This window comes from Verrucosispora sp. ts21 (assembly GCF_002879555.1).
Classification (GTDB): Bacteria; Actinomycetota; Actinomycetes; order Mycobacteriales; family Micromonosporaceae; genus Micromonospora; species Micromonospora gifhornensis.
On sequence record NZ_PNOZ01000119.1, the window covers coordinates 1 to 14,349 of the forward strand.

The window sequence follows — 14,349 nt, forward strand, 5'->3', positions numbered from 1 at the left end:
AGCCCCGCAGTCGCGAACGAAGAGTGGCACCGTGAGCGCGAGGAGTGAGCCGTTCCTGCGAGCCCCGCAGTCGCGAACGAAGAGTGGCACCGTGAGCGCGAGGAGTGAGCCGTTCCTGCGAGCCCCGCAGTCGCGAACGAAGGTGGATTCATGAGTGAGTTGGCGCTTGCCGGGCAGGTGGTGGAGTTGGTGGGGCGCCTCGGCGGCGCGAGCGCGCAGGCGGAGGTGACGGTGAGCCGGGCGGAGCTGGCCCTGACCCGGTTCGCCAACTCCGCGATCCACCAGAACGTCGCGGAGTCCGCCGTGGAGGTCCGGCTGCGCATTCACCTGGACGGTCGTACCGTTGCCGCAAGCAGCACCACTGTCGACCCGGACGGCCTGCGTGGGCTGGTGGAACGGGTGCTCGCGGCGGTGCGGTTCGCGCCTCGGGACCCGGCCTGGCCGGGGCTCGCCCCGCCGGCGCCGGTGGCCTCGTCGCGGTGGGACGCGGCCACGGCTCAGGCCGGGCCGCACGACCGGGCGGCGCTGGTCCGGGCCTTCGTGGACGCGGCGGAGGGCCTGGAAACCGCCGGCTACTGCCGGACCGCGTTCCGCTCGGTGGCGTTCGCGAATTCGGCGGGACAGGCGGTGCAGGGTCACACGGCGGAGGCGGCGATGGACGGGATCGCCCGGGCCGGCGGTGTCGACGGCACGGCCCGCGACTGTGTGGAGCGGCTGGCCGACCTCGATGCCGCCGCGTTGGGGCGTCGGGCCGCCGCGAAGGCCCGGGCCGCCACCGACCCGGTGGAGTTGCCGCCCGGGCGGTACCCGGTGGTGCTGGAACCGGCCGCCGTGACCGACCTGCTGGAGAATCTCGCCTGGTACGGCTTCAACGGCAAGCGGTACGCCGAAGGGCAGTCCTTCGCCGAGCCCGGGGTGGCCCAGTTCGATCCGGCGGTGACCCTGGTCGACGATCCGTTCGACGCGGCCGGGTTGCCGTTCGACCTGGAGGGCACGCCGACGGGCGCGCTGCCCCTGGTGGACGCGGGGCTCACCCGTGGCGTGGTGCACGATCGACGCAGCGCCGCCGCAGTGGGCGGCGAATCCACCGGGCATGCCTGGGAGGGCGCCAGCACCGTCGGCCCGATCCCGCGCAACCTGCGCCTCGTCGCGGCCGGGGCGACGACCGCCTCGGGCCCGGCCGGCACTGCTCCGGCGACCTCCGGCGCGGCAGCCGGCACAGCGGCAGGTGGCGGGGCGGTGGGGCCGTTGGCCGGGGCGGTGGCCGATGCGGACACCGCCGCCCTGGTGTCCCGGATGCCACGCGGCCTGCTGATCAGCGACCTGTGGTACACCCGGGTGCTCGACCCGAAGAGTCTGGTGATCACCGGCCTGACCCGCAACGGGGTGTGGTTGGTCGAGGACGGCCAGGTCACCCGGGCGGTCCGCGACCTGCGTTTCACCGAGTCGTACCCGCGGGCCCTCGGGCCGGGGGCGGTGGTGGAGGTGGGTCGGCGTACGGCCCGCCAGCCGAACCGCTGGGACGGTGCCCGGTGGGAAGCGCCGTCGCTGGCGCTGGCCTCCTGGAACTTCACCGGCGGGGCGTCCGGTTGACCAGCAGTCGACCGCTCGTCGATCTTTTTCGGACGCTCGCATATTGATCATGGCAGGAGGCTTTCCAAAGAGCGGGACACACGGGACACTGCCTTGCGCGGACGGCCCGCCTAGATCGGCGTAACGTGTGTCACTTAGCTGCTCCGGTACGCCCGGCGCGGTCGTTGGTGTGCGCATGACGTGACATGCGGTGCCGGCATGGCCGGCCCGCGTGCCGACCGGGAAGTGTTCCGCCGCCCGTGAGAGGGCCCCGTCAGGGAGACACGAATGACATCATCGGCAACGAAACCGCGGGGAGCGCGCGCACGCGCCGCCATCGCGGCAAAGACGTTGCGTACGGACCGTTGGTGGATCGCCCCGCTGATCACGGTCATCGGGCTCAGCGCGTGGATTGCGTATGCGACGGTCCGGGTCTTCATGCACAAGTGGTACTGGGTCGAGCAATACCACTACCTGACCCCGTTCTACTCCCCGTGCGTGACCGACCGGTGCATTCCGGAGGCCTCCCACTTCGGGCAGTACCTGCCCGGCTGGTGGATCATCCCGGACGCCGCGTTCACCCTGCCGTTCCTGCTGCTGTTCCGGCTGACCTGCTACTACTACCGCAAGGCGTACTACCGGTCGTTCTGGCTCTCGCCGCCGGCCTGCGCGGTGCCGGACGGCCACGCCTCCTACAGTGGTGAGACCCGCTTCCCGCTGATCGTGCAGAACTCGCACCGGTACTTCTTCTACTTCGCCGCGATCATCTCGCTGATCAACACCTGGGACGCCATCGCCGCCTTCCGCAGCCCCGAGGGCTTCGGCTTCGGCCTGGGCAACCTGATCCTGCTCGGCAACGTGATCATGCTGTGGGCGTACACGATCTCCTGCCACTCCTGCCGGCACATCATCGGTGGCCGGTTGAAGCACTTCTCCAAGCATCCGGTCCGGTACCGCGCCTGGGGCTACGTCTCCTGGCTGAACGTCCGGCACATGCAGCTCGCCTGGATCACCCTCGGCACGTTGGCGCTCACCGACTTCTACGTCATGTCGGTCGCCGCCGGGTGGATCTCCGACCTGCGGTTCATCAACTAAGGGCCCCGCTGACATGACTAGCACTACGACTCGCATCGAACGACACCACTACGACGTCGTCGTCATCGGGGCCGGCGGCGCCGGCCTGCGCGCGGCGATCGAGGCGCGGCTGGCCGGCAAGAAAACCGCCATCATCTCCAAGTCGCTGTTCGGCAAGGCGCACACGGTGATGGCCGAGGGTGGCGCCGCCGCAGCCATGGGGAACGTGAACAGCCGGGACAACTGGCAGGTGCACTTCCGCGACACCATGCGCGGCGGCAAGTTCCTCAACAACTTCCGGATGGCCGAGCTGCACGCCAAGGAGGCGCCGCAGCGGATCTGGGAGCTGGAGACGTACGGCGCGCTGTTCGACCGTACGAAGGACGGCAAGATCTCGCAGCGCAACTTCGGCGGCCACGAGTACCCGCGACTGGCCCACGTCGGTGACCGGACCGGCCTGGAGCTGATCCGTACCCTCCAGCAGAAGATCGTCTCGCTCCAGCAGGAGGACAAGCAGGAGTTCGGGTCGTACGACGCCCGGATCCGGGTCTTCTCCGAGACCACCATCACCGAGCTGCTGCTCGACGGTGACCGGGTCGCCGGTGCCTTCGGCTACTACCGCGAGTCCGGCGAGTTCATCCTCTTCGAGGCGCCGGCCGTGGTGCTCGCGACCGGTGGCGTCGGCCGCTCCTACAAGGTCACCTCGAACTCGTGGGAGTACACCGGAGACGGTCACGCGCTGGCGCTGCGCGCCGGGGCGACTCTGATCAACATGGAGTTCCTCCAGTTCCACCCCACCGGCATGGTCTGGCCGCCGTCGGTCAAGGGCATCCTGGTCACCGAGTCGGTCCGTGGTGACGGCGGGATCCTGAAGAACTCCGAGGGCAAGCGGTTCATGTTCGACTACGTCCCCGACGTCTTCCGCAAGCAGTACGCGGAGACCGAGGAGGAGGCGGACCGCTGGTACACCGACCCGGACAACAACCGACGCCCGCCGGAGCTGCTGCCCCGCGACGAGGTCGCCCGCGCGATCAACAGCGAGGTCAAGGCGGGCCGGGGTACGCCGGCCGGCGGTGTCTACCTGGACATCGCGTCCCGGTTGCCGGCCGAGGAGATCCGTCGCCGCCTGCCGTCGATGCACCACCAGTTCAAGGGACTGGCCGACGTCGACATCACCAAGGAGCCGATGGAGGTCGGCCCCACCTGCCACTACGTGATGGGTGGCGTGGAGGTCGACCCGGACACCGGTGCCGCGTACGGCTCGGTGCGTGGTCTGTTCGCCGCCGGTGAGGTCTCCGGCGGCATGCACGGCTCCAACCGCCTCGGCGGTAACTCCCTGTCCGACCTGCTGGTCTTCGGCAAGCGGGCCGGCGGCCACGCGGCCAACTACATCGACCAGCTCACCGCCCGCCCTCGGGTGGAGGTGACCGCCGTGGAGACGGCGGTGGAGACCGCACTGGCTCCGCTGCAGCGCGACACCGGCGAGAACCCGTACACCCTCCAGCAGGACCTCCAGGCGGTGATGGGCGACCTGGTCGGCATCATCCGGCGGGAGGCCGAACTGGCGGACGCGCTGGTCCGCCTGGCGGAGCTGCGCGAGCGGGTGGCGAAGGTCAGCGCGGCCGGCGGCCGGCGCTACAACCCGGGCTGGCACCTCGCGCTGGACCTGCGCAACATGCTTGTCGTCTCCGAGTGCACCGCCAAGGCGGCGCTGGAGCGCCGTGAGTCGCGTGGCGGTCACACCCGCGAGGACCACCCCACCATGGATCCGCAGTGGCGGCGGGTCAACCTGGTCTGCTCGCTGGAGGGCGACACCGTCCGGCTGGACCGCAAGCCGCTGCCGAAGATGCGCGCCGAGTTGATCGCCCTGTTCGACCGCGCCGAGCTGGCCAAGTACCTCACCGACGAAGAACTCGCCGAGTTCGATGCCCTCGCCGCCGCCGAGGCCGAGGATACCGACGCCGCCGGGAAGGAGAGCTGAAGATGGGTACGAAGCGTCAGTTCCGGATCTGGCGAGGCGACGCCGACGGTGGTGAACTGCAGGACTACGCCGTCGAGGTGAACGAGGGCGAGGTGGTCCTCGACGTGATCCACCGGTTGCAGGCCACCGACGCGCCGGACCTCGCCTGCCGGTGGAACTGCAAGGCGGGCAAGTGCGGCTCCTGCTCCATGGAGATCAACGGCATGCCCAAGCTGGGCTGCATGACCCGGATGTCGACGTTCGAGGAGAACGAGACGGTCACGGTCACCCCGCTGCGCACCTTCCCGGTCATCCGGGACCTGGTCACCGACGTGTCGTTCAACTACGAGAAGGCCCGCGAGACCCCCGCCTTCGCTCCCCCGGCCGACCTGGCCCCCGGTGACTACCGGATGCAGCAGGTCGACGTGGAGCGCTCGCAGGAGTTCCGCAAGTGCATCGAGTGCTTCCTGTGCCAGACCGTCTGCCACGTGATCCGTGACCACGACGACAACAAGCCGGCGTTCTCCGGGCCGCGATACTTCATCCGGGCCGCCGAACTGGACATGCACCCCCTGGACGACCGGACCGACCGCAAGGAGTACGCGCAGTCGGAACAGGGCCTGGGCTTCTGCAACATCACCAAGTGCTGCACCGAGGTCTGCCCCGAGCACATCAAGATCACTGACAATGGGATCATCCCGATGAAGGAACGGGTCGTCGACCGCAGGTACGATCCCCTTGTGTGGCTCGGCAGCAAGATCTTCCGGAGGGGTCAAGTGCCTCAGACCATCGTGACCAGCGAACACTCCCCGGGCGCGGTGCGCTCCAGCGCCAGCGGCCAGGGGGTGCACTCGCACGCGGGCGGCTCGCACGACTCCGCCGCCGAAGTGCAGGCGCAGCAGGGCGTCAACTGGCACCGTGAGGTGCCCAGGCCGACCGCTCCCGCAGTCGGTGCCAACGGAAAGCTCCCCCTGACGGAGCTCACCTCCGACCGCGCCGCCGCCCCGAGCCCCTTCGGCGACGACGTCACCTTCCCGCTTCCGCCCGAGCACCTCAACTTCGCCCACCCCGAACAGGACGAAAAGCACTAGTTCGGACACCCGCAACACCCGAAAGGGGACCGAGGCACCCGCCCCGGTCCCCTTTCCCATCCCCACGCGCCCTCACGCGGCAGCGCACCCCGCCCGCCCGCGCCCCGCGCCCCGCGCCCCGCGCCCCGCGCCCGCGATCTTGCACTTTTGGTCGCCGCATACGGGACATAGGGCGCGATTCGGCGACCGAAAGTGCAAGATCGACGGGCCGAGGAGGACTGGGGCGGGAGCAGGGGCTCAAGGGCGCGGGTGCGGGGGCTCAAGGGCGCGGGAGCAGGCGCAAGAGTGGGCGCGTGGGCGCGGAGGGCGCGTGGGCGCGGAGGGCGCGTGGGCGCGGAGGGCGCGTGGGCGGGTTAGGGGTCGGGGGTTAGGAGGGGGCGGAGGGCGGCGACTATGGGGGTGTCGGCGGGGAGCCAGGTCACGGTGTCGAGTTCGCTGGCGGAGAGCCAGCGGATATCGGAGTGTTCCAGGGCGCGTGGGCGGTCGCCGTGGAGCAGGCGGGCGGCGTACACCTTGAGCACGCTGCGGCCGTGCGCCATCCGTACGTTGCGGCCGACCCGCTCGCCGACCTCGACGCGTACGCCCAGTTCCTCGACGCACTCGCGGGCGAGGGCCGCCGTCTCGCTCTCCCCCGGTTCCACCTTGCCGCCGGGGAACTCCCACATGCCCGCCACCTCCGGTGGCGCGGAGCGCGCACAGGCCAACACCCGACCATCCTCGATGATCGCCGCTCCGACGATCACCTTTGGGTCTCGTGGGGCGGCCTGTCCGGTGCCGTTCGCCCGTTCGGTCCACACGGACGTCCAGCGTGCCAGATCAATCGGCGGTTTGGGTAGCGTGGTCGTCCGTCAGGCCAGGAATCCCCAGAAGTGTGGGCGTGGACACACCATCCGTGCGACGTAAGACTAGAGGGCACCGACAAGACACGGGGCGGCGACGATTTGGCCACAAGCCGGCAACGAAGCCTGGGAGGTGCGGTAATGCGTGCGCTGTTCGGCGGTCGCGCGAAGCACGACTACCTCAGCGACGCGCTCACCCTCCTGAACGGGTGGACGCGGGAAGGCGAACAGATCCGGCGCACCTTGGTCATCGACGACACTCAGCATGCCGCATTGACCGAGCGAGTCAAGGTGGTCGCCGACGCGCTTCATCTCCGGCCGGAGATCAGCCGGCGCGCCGACCACACCCAGATCCGGGTCGGGCACAGCAACAGCCCGCTCAGCGAGGGCGAGGTCCTGCTGGCGGCCCGCATCGAGGATGCGTACCGGGCGGTCGCCGAGCCTGATGGGGGCCGACCGACCTGACCGGCCCGCGGGCGGCCAGGAGCCGGGGGTACGGGCTGACTGGCGTTGGCCGCCTACCGTGATCTGCATGGCGAACCCCACGTACGACCGTAAAGAGCAGTTCCAGCAGATACAGAGCGGCCTGCTCGACGGTGAACAGATCATCGCTGTCTACGACGCCGTCGGCACCGGCACCGGGTTCATCGGGCTGACCGACCGGCGCGTGATCATCCAGGACCGCTCGTTCATCGGCAAGCGGTACGCGATCACCAGCATCCCGTACTCGAAGATCACCAGCGTGAGCGTGGTCAGCAACAAGTCCTGGGGTGGTTCGTTCTTCTCCACCGGCGCGATCGCCATCCACGTCGGCACGCACACCTACGAGGTGGAGTTCCGGGGCGACCAGAAGAGCCACCACGTGCACAACGTGATCCTGCACTACATCAGCTGACCAGGCCGAATAACCCGGAGAGCACGCGGGTAGGCCCATCCAGCCACCGGAGCGGTCACCGGGTCACCCGCCGGGAACACGGGCCGTCGTGGTCGGCGCGCAGCACACACCGCCGGCCACCGACCACCCGCAGATCACAGAAGACCCGATGGCGTACGCCTGGGAGTCCTCGGCCGAGACGGTGGTCTCCCCCGGGTCGGTCCGGGCGAGCAGGCTCGCCCACCGCGCCACCACCCGACCCAGGCGTACGGCGGCGGCAAGGTCCCCGGCGACCACCGGCAGGTGGATGACGAACCGCTGACCCATTAGCGCCGCCCCGCGTGAGCACGCTCGGCCTGCTCGGACTGCCAGCAGCGCAACGCATCCTTGATCCGGTCGGCCTCCTGCCTGCTGACGCCGAGGGCGTTGTAGACGCTGGCCAGGTCGTCGGCCACCTGATCCAGGAACTCCCGCACCTCCGCCGGATCGAGCCCACGCCGCCAACGCCGGGTGGACCGGAACTGCCGACCCCGCACCTGCCACGGCCGCAACGGTGAGTACGCCGCCGACCGGTAGTAGCCCGGCTCGTGCGTCTGCCGGACCGACTCGCCCCGACCGGCCCACACCCACCGTCCGATACGCCGGAGGATTCCCACGCCCTGCCCCCTCCCGTTGTGGATCTTCTTGGAAGTGGGCACCCGCCAACCCGGGCGGGCGGGTGCCCACGGCCCTGCCACCGCAGCCCACCGGCAGTACGGCGACAGAGCAGCTCAACGTCACGCTCGGGAGTGAGGCACCTCGTGTTCCCGCCTCCAGATCGAACGCACAGCCCGACGATAGCAATGTGGCGACAATCCAACAATGCATCATGGCTATATAGCCGTGTCGGATCGTTCCCATGGCGGCACAAGGCTTACTTCATGACGATCGATCCGCGCTCGCACACGCCGGTATACGTCCAGCTCGCAGACCTGATTCGCGAGCAGATCGAGACCGGCGCCCTGGCTCCCGGATCGAGCATCGGCAGCGAGGCCCGGTTGAGTCAGGAGCATGGGATCGGACGCGACGCGGTTCGGATGGCCATCTCTCTGCTTCGCTCGGAGGGACTCGTCACCACGAGCCGCCCGTTCGGCACCCGGGTCCGGGAGACTCCCCAGCGCAGAACGGTCCAGCTTCCGGCAGGTGCCGCCGTGGTCGCTCGAATGCCGAGCGGTGCCGAGCGACGGTCGTTCGACCTGGACGAGGGCGTCCCTGTGCTTGAGGTGCGCTACCCGGACGGCAGCACAGAGAGCTTCCCCGGCGACGAGGTGGAGCTGACCTTCCCGTAGCGGGCAGGACCGGTCGAGCAGCGGCATAGGCATCGGTAAGACTTGCAGCACGGCTGTCGCGCTCGGCGGCAGATGTGCATGTCGGGGATGACCCCGCGAAGCTGCGGATCAGCGGGATGTTTGCTCCGTGGTTTCGGGATGCGAGGCTGAAGCGCGTGGCCTCTCGACCGACAGGCAGGTGGAACTTCTCGCGCTCGGTGCGTCGCTGCACGCAACGGCACCGGCGCGGGCAGAGCCGGTCAGGCCGACCGAGCTGGCCGCGATCACCGCGTTGAAGCTGGTCGCGCAGCCGGTCATCGCGTACGCGGCCGGGCCTGGCCGCGGTGGCGGCGTTGCTCGGATAGGCCCGTCAGCAGTGCGGGCATTGAAGGTCGTAGCGAACGAGCGTTGCGGAAAGCCCCTGTCCCACCCTCGCCGTCGTGGATCTGCACTCGGTAGTGTGCCGTGCCCTGTGCGCCGTCACCTGTGTGCTGTGCTGGGCGTGCGATGTGTGTCGGGGAGTCGAACCCCTACGCCTGCCCTCGGCGCACCAGGAGTGAACCGGATTACCCGCCGGCTCTCGGGTTCGTGCACGCCTCCACGTCGGCTACCTGCTCCGCAAAACTCTCAGTCCAGCAGGTCGACCTCCCAGTTCGTCCGCTGAATCAGGGTGTCGACCTCGCGGAGTTGCCGGGCGAGGTCGTCGGCCTGGCTGCGCAGTTGCGCCACCGCAAGCGCCGGGATCATCTTCAGCTCAGACCGCAACTGACGGAACCCTCGCTGGCCCTCACCGGCAGCGGCGTCGGCGGCGGAGGTGACCATGCGGTGCTGCAGGCGAAGCACGTCGCGGCGGGCCAGCGCGTCGGTGAGGGTGCCACCGTCGACCGGGGTAGCGGCGTTGGTGCGGTTGATCCGCCGCATCAGCGACTCCAGTTCACCGAGCACCTCGCCTGCCTCCACGAGAAGACTCGCGGCGTCCTCGGCGGGTGTCTCGCCCTCCTGGTAGCGAGCGCTGGCGACGATGCGGGCGCGGAGCTGTTCGGAGGTCGTCGCTCGGCTATCCGGCAGTGGGGCAAAAGGCCCCCGGGCCGGGACGGTGCCCGGCCCGGGGTTGGGCTCACTGGACCAGGGTGACCTGGTAGTCCAGCGTGGTGCCGCTGGCGGTGTAGGTCGCGGTCTGGCCGTTCTGGCAGTACGAGACGAACCGGTTGCCCGGCACGGTGTTGCCGGCGGTGGCGCTGACCACCGGGCGGACGTCGGTGCCCTCGGGAATGTCGGTGGTGGTCAGGTCGATCACGCGCCACTGGTTGATCGGGTACGTGTCGGTGGAGGGCGTCGGGGTGCCGGTCCGGGTCACCACGTTGAAGGACATGGTGGCGTCGCCCTCCGACGGCGCGCTTCGAAAAGGGGTTGCCCGCGTTCGATCGATCGCGGTTCGGTGGTGGCAGAGCCGAGGGCATCGGCTCACCGCCCATCGAGTGGAGGGAGCAACGGACATGAGGGACGCTGCGACGCCTGCCCAGCGAGAATCCGTTAACCGACTCGACGAATCGAGGCTTTGTGCGTACCCGAGAAGTAAGGGCGCCGCGCGGCGCCGGTAGTTACGACGGGGGCCGCTGATGTCGGTCTTCGATGATCCGGGGCATTTCGGCAGTTACTGGGCCGACACCTACGACCAGCCCGGCGGGCTGCCGGACCCGGAGCCGGCGGTGGAGTTCCTCGCCGGTGTGGCCGGTGACGGGCCGGTGCTGGAGTTGGCCAGCGGCACCGGACGGGTCACCGTTCCGCTCGCCGCCCGTGGCATCGCCGTGGCGGGCGTCGAGGGGTCGGCGGCCATGGTCGCGAAGATGCGGGAGAAGCCGGGCGGTGCGGCCATCCCGGTGAACGTGGGCGACATGGCGGACGTGCCGGCGCCCGGTGGGCCGTACACGTTGGTGTTTCTGGTCTTCAACACGCTGTTCAACCTGGTGCGGGCCGAGCGGCAGGCGGATTGTTTCCGCAACGTCGCGCGGGTGCTGAAGCCGGGCGGCCTGTTCGTCATCGAGACGTACGTGCCGAACGAGGCCGACTTCGACCGGGACGAGCAGGTCCGGATGCGGGACGTCACCGAGACCTCCGCCACGATCAGGTTGCACAAGTACGACCGGGCGGCGCAGACGTTCCTGCGGCAGACCATCACCTTCGACGGTACGGGGGTGCACCTGCACCCGTTCGCCATGCGGTACCTGTGGCCCGACCAGATCGACGAGCTGGCCGCCGACGCCGGTCTGCACCTGGTCGAACGTTACGCCGACTGGGACCGCACCCCCTTCACCAGCACCAGCCCTTCCCACATCTCCCTCTACCGACTCGGCTGAGTTGAATCTTGGTACGGGAGTGCTCTCCTGGGGGCGTTCCCGTACCAGGATCTCAGAGAGGACCGAGGACGGTGCGGGGATCAGTCGGGAGGGTGAGGGTTTCCAGGACAGTCAGGAGCTGGCGTTCCTCGTAGCGGAAGTGTGACTCCATGATGGCCGCCACGCCTTCCAGGTGCCGGTTCAACTCCTCTGGCGGGGCGGCCCGCGCCACCGCTGCCTGAAGCCCACCCAACAGGTGCGCGATCATCGAATGGTCCTGTTGGAGGTAACGCAGGGTGTCCCGCAGTTGCGGATACTGCTCGGCGATCGCGGGGAACAGCTCACGGTCCTCGCCCTCGTGGTGGGCGGTCAGGGCAGCACAGAACCCGTGACAGAACAACAGCAGATCTCTGGTCGCCGGCTCCGCCGGCACGCCGTCGGCCAGGGCTTCCCTGGTCACCGTCAGCGCTTCGCGGAGTCTTTCGTGCACCCGGCGCAACTCATGACTCCAGGCCACCAGCCTGGTCTGCTCGCCCTCACCCACAGGTGACGGGCGAAGGATCAATGATCATCATCATCGATTCCCTTCGGTCCGGCGCCTCCATGCCTGACACGGTCTGCCACCGGCACGCGACGCTGCGGCCAAAGTACCAGGGGTCGCATCGACGCGTCGCCTCGCATGGTGCCGCCTGGGATAATGATCGACATGGCGATCCGTACCGTTGTGCTGGCCTGGCTGCGTCGGATCCGGGAGAACGGTCGCGGTCGCTGGCTGCGCCGGGCGGTCCTCGCGGGTGCGGTCGGCGCGTTGCTGCTGGTCGCCGCGAGCTGGGCCAGTGTGAGCTGGATCCGGTCCGGCGCCGAAGGGCGGATGCACACCGCGCAGACCGTCCCCGACACCCCGGTCGCCCTGGTGCTCGGCACCCGGGTCCAGCCGGACGGCACCCCGGCGCCGTTCCTCACCGCCCGTCTGGAGATCGCCCGCGAGTTGTACGCCACCGGCAAGGTCCAGGCGATCCTGGTCTCCGGCGACAACATGAACGCCGACTACAACGAGCCCGAGGCGATGCAGCGGTGGCTGGTCGAGCACGGGGTACCGGCCGACAAGGTGGTCCTGGACTACGCCGGCTTCGACACGTACGACTCCTGCGCCCGCGCCAAGCGGATCTTCGGCGTGGAGCGGGCGACGGTGGTGACCCAGCAGTTCCACCTGGCCCGCGCCGTCACGGTCTGCCGCCACCTCGGCGTGGACGCCATCGGTGTCGGCGACGAAACCGCCCGGGAGTACGCCCGCACCTGGCGGATCAGTTCCACCCGCGAGTACGGCGCCAGCGTCAAGGCCGCGCTGGACGTGCTCTCCGGCCGTGACCCGGTGCACCTGGGCAGCCGCGAGACCGGCGTGGACGACGCGCTGCGCGCCGGCTGAGCGGCGGCGACCCGGTCAGACGTTGAAGCGGAATTCCACGACGTCGCCGTCCTGCATGACGTACTCCTTGCCTTCGATGCGGACCTTGCCCGCCGCCTTGGCCGCCGCCATCGAACCGGCCTCGACCAGGTCGGCGTAGGAGACGACCTCGGCCTTGATGAAACCGCGCTGGAAGTCGGAGTGGATGACCCCGGCGGCCTCCGGCGCGGTCGCGCCGATCGGGACGGTCCAGGCGCGCGCTTCCTTCGGCCCGGCCGTGAGGTACGTCTGGAGCCCGAGCGTGCGGAAGCCGATCCGGATCAACTGGTCCAGCCCCGGCTCGGACTGCCCGATCGATTCCAGCAGCTCGCGGGCCTCCTCCTCGGGCAGGTCCACCAACTCAGATTCGATCTTGGCGTCCATGAAGACCGCCTCGGCCGGGGCCACAAGCGCCCGCAGTTCGTCGAGGAACTCGGCGTTGTTCAGCTCGGCCTCGTCGACGTTGAAGACGTACAGGAACGGCTTGGTGGTGAGCAGGTGCAGCTCACGCAGGTGCTCCAGCTCGATCTTGGCGGCAGCGGCGCCTGCGTACAGGGTGGTGCCGGTGTCCAGTACCTCGACGGCGGCCTTCGCGGCGGCCACGGCAGCGGCCCGGTCCTTGCGGAGCTTGGCTTCCTTCTCCAGCCGGGGCAGCGCCTTCTCCAGGGTCTGGAGGTCGGCCAGGATCAGCTCGGTGTTGATCGTCTCGATGTCGTCGGCCGGGGAGACCTTGCCGTCGACGTGCACCACGTTCGGGTCGGAGAAGGCGCGTACCACCTGGCAGATGGCCGAGGCGTCGCGGATGTTCGCCAGGAAGGCGTTACCGCGCCCCTGCCCCTTGGAGGCGCCGCGGACCAGCCCGGCGATGTCGACGAACGACACCGGCGCGGGGATCACCTTCTGCGAGCCGAAGATCTCGGCGAGCTTGTGCAGCCGATCGTCCGGCAGCCCGACCACACCCACGTTGGGCTCGATCGTGGCGAACGGGTAGTTCGCCGCGAGCACATCGTTCTTGGTCAGCGCGTTGAACAGCGTGCTCTTGCCGACGTTGGGCAGGCCGACGATGCCGATGGTGAGACTCACGACGAGCCAGCTTACGCCGCCGCCCGACGATCCCGGGCAGCGGTGGGTCACCTGCCGCGGCCGGGCCCGGTGCTGTGGGCGACGACAGGTCGGCGTGCGTCTTCCGGGCGTTGGTCGCGACGGGTCAGCGGTCCTGGGCTCGACCCGGTGGTGCCGGCGACGACAGGTCAGCTGTGCGGGGTCGGGCTCATCTGGCGGGGTATCAGGGTGTCGACCCGCAGTGCGCCGGGGGCCAGTTCGGCGGCGGCGGCCAGCGGAAGGGTGAGCCGCGCGGCGGCTACCGAGTTTGCCTGGTGGGACTCGTTGAGCATCCAATGGACCTCGTCAGCCGTCCAGCCGAGCTGCGGGCGACCGGCGATCTCCCGGAGCAGCCGCAGCGCCGCCCAGGTGTCGTCGTCGTAGAAGCGCATGCACCAGTGGTGCACCCACATGCCGAGCGCCCGTACGCCGTCGTCGTCGAGCGAACGCAGCAGTCGCCCGCAGGCGGTGTCGGCGAAGGTCCGCGCGGGGTCGTCGGCACGATCCCGCTCGATGGCGCCGACCGCCGCCGGCGCGACCGCGCGCATCCGCTCGTAGAAGCGTTGGACCACGGACTCGTCCAGCGGCACCTGCCCCTGCCTCGGCTCTGCCGCCCGACCCACCACGCTCGCCATCGCCCGCCCCTTCTTCAGTTGCTGGCGGCACGCTACCCACCACAACCGACACTTCCCCGCCCCCCCTCGCCTGGTCGTAGCCCTGCTGCCGGGGAGCCGTCCACCAGGTCATCCCC

General features: G+C 69.5%; 16 protein-coding genes and 1 pseudogene. 9 read left to right on the forward strand and 8 right to left on the reverse strand.

The annotated features are described in order from the left end of the window. The first annotated feature begins 150 nt into the window (after positions 1-150). From C1A38_RS29005 to C1A38_RS29020, 4 genes are all read left to right on the forward strand, one after another. Positions 151-1,593, forward strand: coding sequence for a TldD/PmbA family protein (locus C1A38_RS29005; protein WP_102660873.1), 1,443 nt, complete (start codon positions 151-153; stop codon positions 1,591-1,593). Positions 1,594-1,860: 267 nt separating this feature from the next. Further along, a complete protein-coding gene (gene sdhC / locus C1A38_RS29010) occupies positions 1,861-2,667 on the forward strand; it encodes a succinate dehydrogenase subunit SdhC (protein ID WP_102660874.1) in 807 nt (268 codons plus the stop codon). 13 nt (positions 2,668-2,680) lie between these two features. Further along, positions 2,681-4,627: a fumarate reductase/succinate dehydrogenase flavoprotein subunit gene (locus C1A38_RS29015; RefSeq protein ID WP_102660875.1), complete on the forward strand. Its 1,947-nt coding sequence runs from the start codon at positions 2,681-2,683 to the stop codon at positions 4,625-4,627. A gap of 2 nt (positions 4,628-4,629) precedes the next feature. Continuing rightward, positions 4,630-5,697, forward strand: coding sequence for a succinate dehydrogenase/fumarate reductase iron-sulfur subunit (locus tag C1A38_RS29020; RefSeq protein ID WP_102660876.1), 1,068 nt, complete (start codon positions 4,630-4,632; stop codon positions 5,695-5,697). A 353-nt stretch (positions 5,698-6,050) separates the two neighbouring features. On the opposite strand, the gene C1A38_RS29025 is transcribed toward C1A38_RS29020, so the two are convergent. Continuing rightward, positions 6,051-6,494: a (deoxy)nucleoside triphosphate pyrophosphohydrolase gene (locus C1A38_RS29025; RefSeq protein ID WP_502696964.1), complete on the reverse strand. Its 444-nt coding sequence runs from the start codon at positions 6,492-6,494 to the stop codon at positions 6,051-6,053. Positions 6,495-6,677: 183 nt separating this feature from the next. Here C1A38_RS29025 and C1A38_RS29030 point away from each other — a divergent pair, with 183 nt between their 5' ends. Continuing rightward, positions 6,678-7,001, forward strand: a complete 324-nt coding sequence (locus C1A38_RS29030; RefSeq protein WP_013735803.1) for a 4a-hydroxytetrahydrobiopterin dehydratase — start codon at positions 6,678-6,680, stop codon at positions 6,999-7,001. A 67-nt stretch (positions 7,002-7,068) separates the two neighbouring features. After that, the gene (locus C1A38_RS29035) at positions 7,069-7,431 is read left to right on the forward strand and encodes a PH domain-containing protein (RefSeq protein ID WP_013735804.1); all 363 of its coding nucleotides are present in this window, start codon (positions 7,069-7,071) and stop codon (positions 7,429-7,431) included. 55 nt (positions 7,432-7,486) lie between these two features. Here the strand turns inward: C1A38_RS29035 and C1A38_RS29040 are convergent. Together C1A38_RS29040 and C1A38_RS29045 are read right to left on the reverse strand one after the other, a co-directional pair. Then, positions 7,487-7,737 (reverse strand): annotated as a pseudogene (locus C1A38_RS29040) (hypothetical protein). Then, on the reverse strand, positions 7,737-8,036 hold the full coding sequence (locus tag C1A38_RS29045) for a DivIVA domain-containing protein (RefSeq protein WP_102660877.1): 300 nt from the start codon (positions 8,034-8,036) through the stop codon (positions 7,737-7,739). The pseudogene C1A38_RS29040 and the gene C1A38_RS29045 overlap by 1 nt, the downstream one beginning before the upstream one ends. A gap of 294 nt (positions 8,037-8,330) precedes the next feature. On the opposite strand from C1A38_RS29045, the gene C1A38_RS29050 reads away from it, so the two are divergent. Beyond that, positions 8,331-8,738 (forward strand): GntR family transcriptional regulator, encoded by a 408-nt coding sequence (locus tag C1A38_RS29050; protein WP_102660878.1) that lies wholly within the window; start codon positions 8,331-8,333, stop codon positions 8,736-8,738. 606 nt (positions 8,739-9,344) lie between these two features. On the opposite strand, the gene C1A38_RS29060 is transcribed toward C1A38_RS29050, so the two are convergent. Both C1A38_RS29060 and C1A38_RS29065 read right to left on the reverse strand, forming a co-directional pair. Then, complete coding sequence (locus C1A38_RS29060; protein ID WP_102660879.1) at positions 9,345-9,785, reverse strand: DIP1984 family protein; 441 nt, start codon at positions 9,783-9,785, stop codon at positions 9,345-9,347. 49 nt (positions 9,786-9,834) lie between these two features. Continuing rightward, the gene (locus tag C1A38_RS29065) at positions 9,835-10,089 is read right to left on the reverse strand and encodes a hypothetical protein (protein WP_199180366.1); all 255 of its coding nucleotides are present in this window, start codon (positions 10,087-10,089) and stop codon (positions 9,835-9,837) included. Positions 10,090-10,336: 247 nt separating this feature from the next. On the opposite strand from C1A38_RS29065, the gene C1A38_RS29070 reads away from it, so the two are divergent. Next, the gene (locus tag C1A38_RS29070; protein ID WP_102660880.1) at positions 10,337-11,074 is read left to right on the forward strand and encodes a class I SAM-dependent DNA methyltransferase; all 738 of its coding nucleotides are present in this window, start codon (positions 10,337-10,339) and stop codon (positions 11,072-11,074) included. A 52-nt stretch (positions 11,075-11,126) separates the two neighbouring features. Here the strand turns inward: C1A38_RS29070 and C1A38_RS29075 are convergent, their stop codons facing one another. After that, a complete protein-coding gene (locus C1A38_RS29075; protein ID WP_102660881.1) occupies positions 11,127-11,597 on the reverse strand; it encodes a hemerythrin domain-containing protein in 471 nt (156 codons plus the stop codon). Positions 11,598-11,750: 153 nt separating this feature from the next. Here C1A38_RS29075 and C1A38_RS29080 point away from each other — a divergent pair, with 153 nt between their 5' ends. Continuing rightward, on the forward strand, positions 11,751-12,479 hold the full coding sequence (locus C1A38_RS29080; RefSeq protein WP_102660882.1) for a SanA/YdcF family protein: 729 nt from the start codon (positions 11,751-11,753) through the stop codon (positions 12,477-12,479). Positions 12,480-12,494: 15 nt separating this feature from the next. On the opposite strand, the gene ychF is transcribed toward C1A38_RS29080, so the two are convergent. Next, entirely contained in the window at positions 12,495-13,580 is a 1,086-nt protein-coding gene (ychF, locus tag C1A38_RS29085; protein ID WP_102660883.1) for a redox-regulated ATPase YchF, read from the reverse strand. A 167-nt stretch (positions 13,581-13,747) separates the two neighbouring features. Then, positions 13,748-14,233 carry a hypothetical protein gene (locus tag C1A38_RS29090; RefSeq protein ID WP_102660884.1) on the reverse strand — a complete coding sequence of 162 codons (486 nt, stop codon included), beginning with the start codon at positions 14,231-14,233 and terminating at the stop codon, positions 13,748-13,750. Between the last annotated feature and the right edge of the window lie 116 nt (positions 14,234-14,349).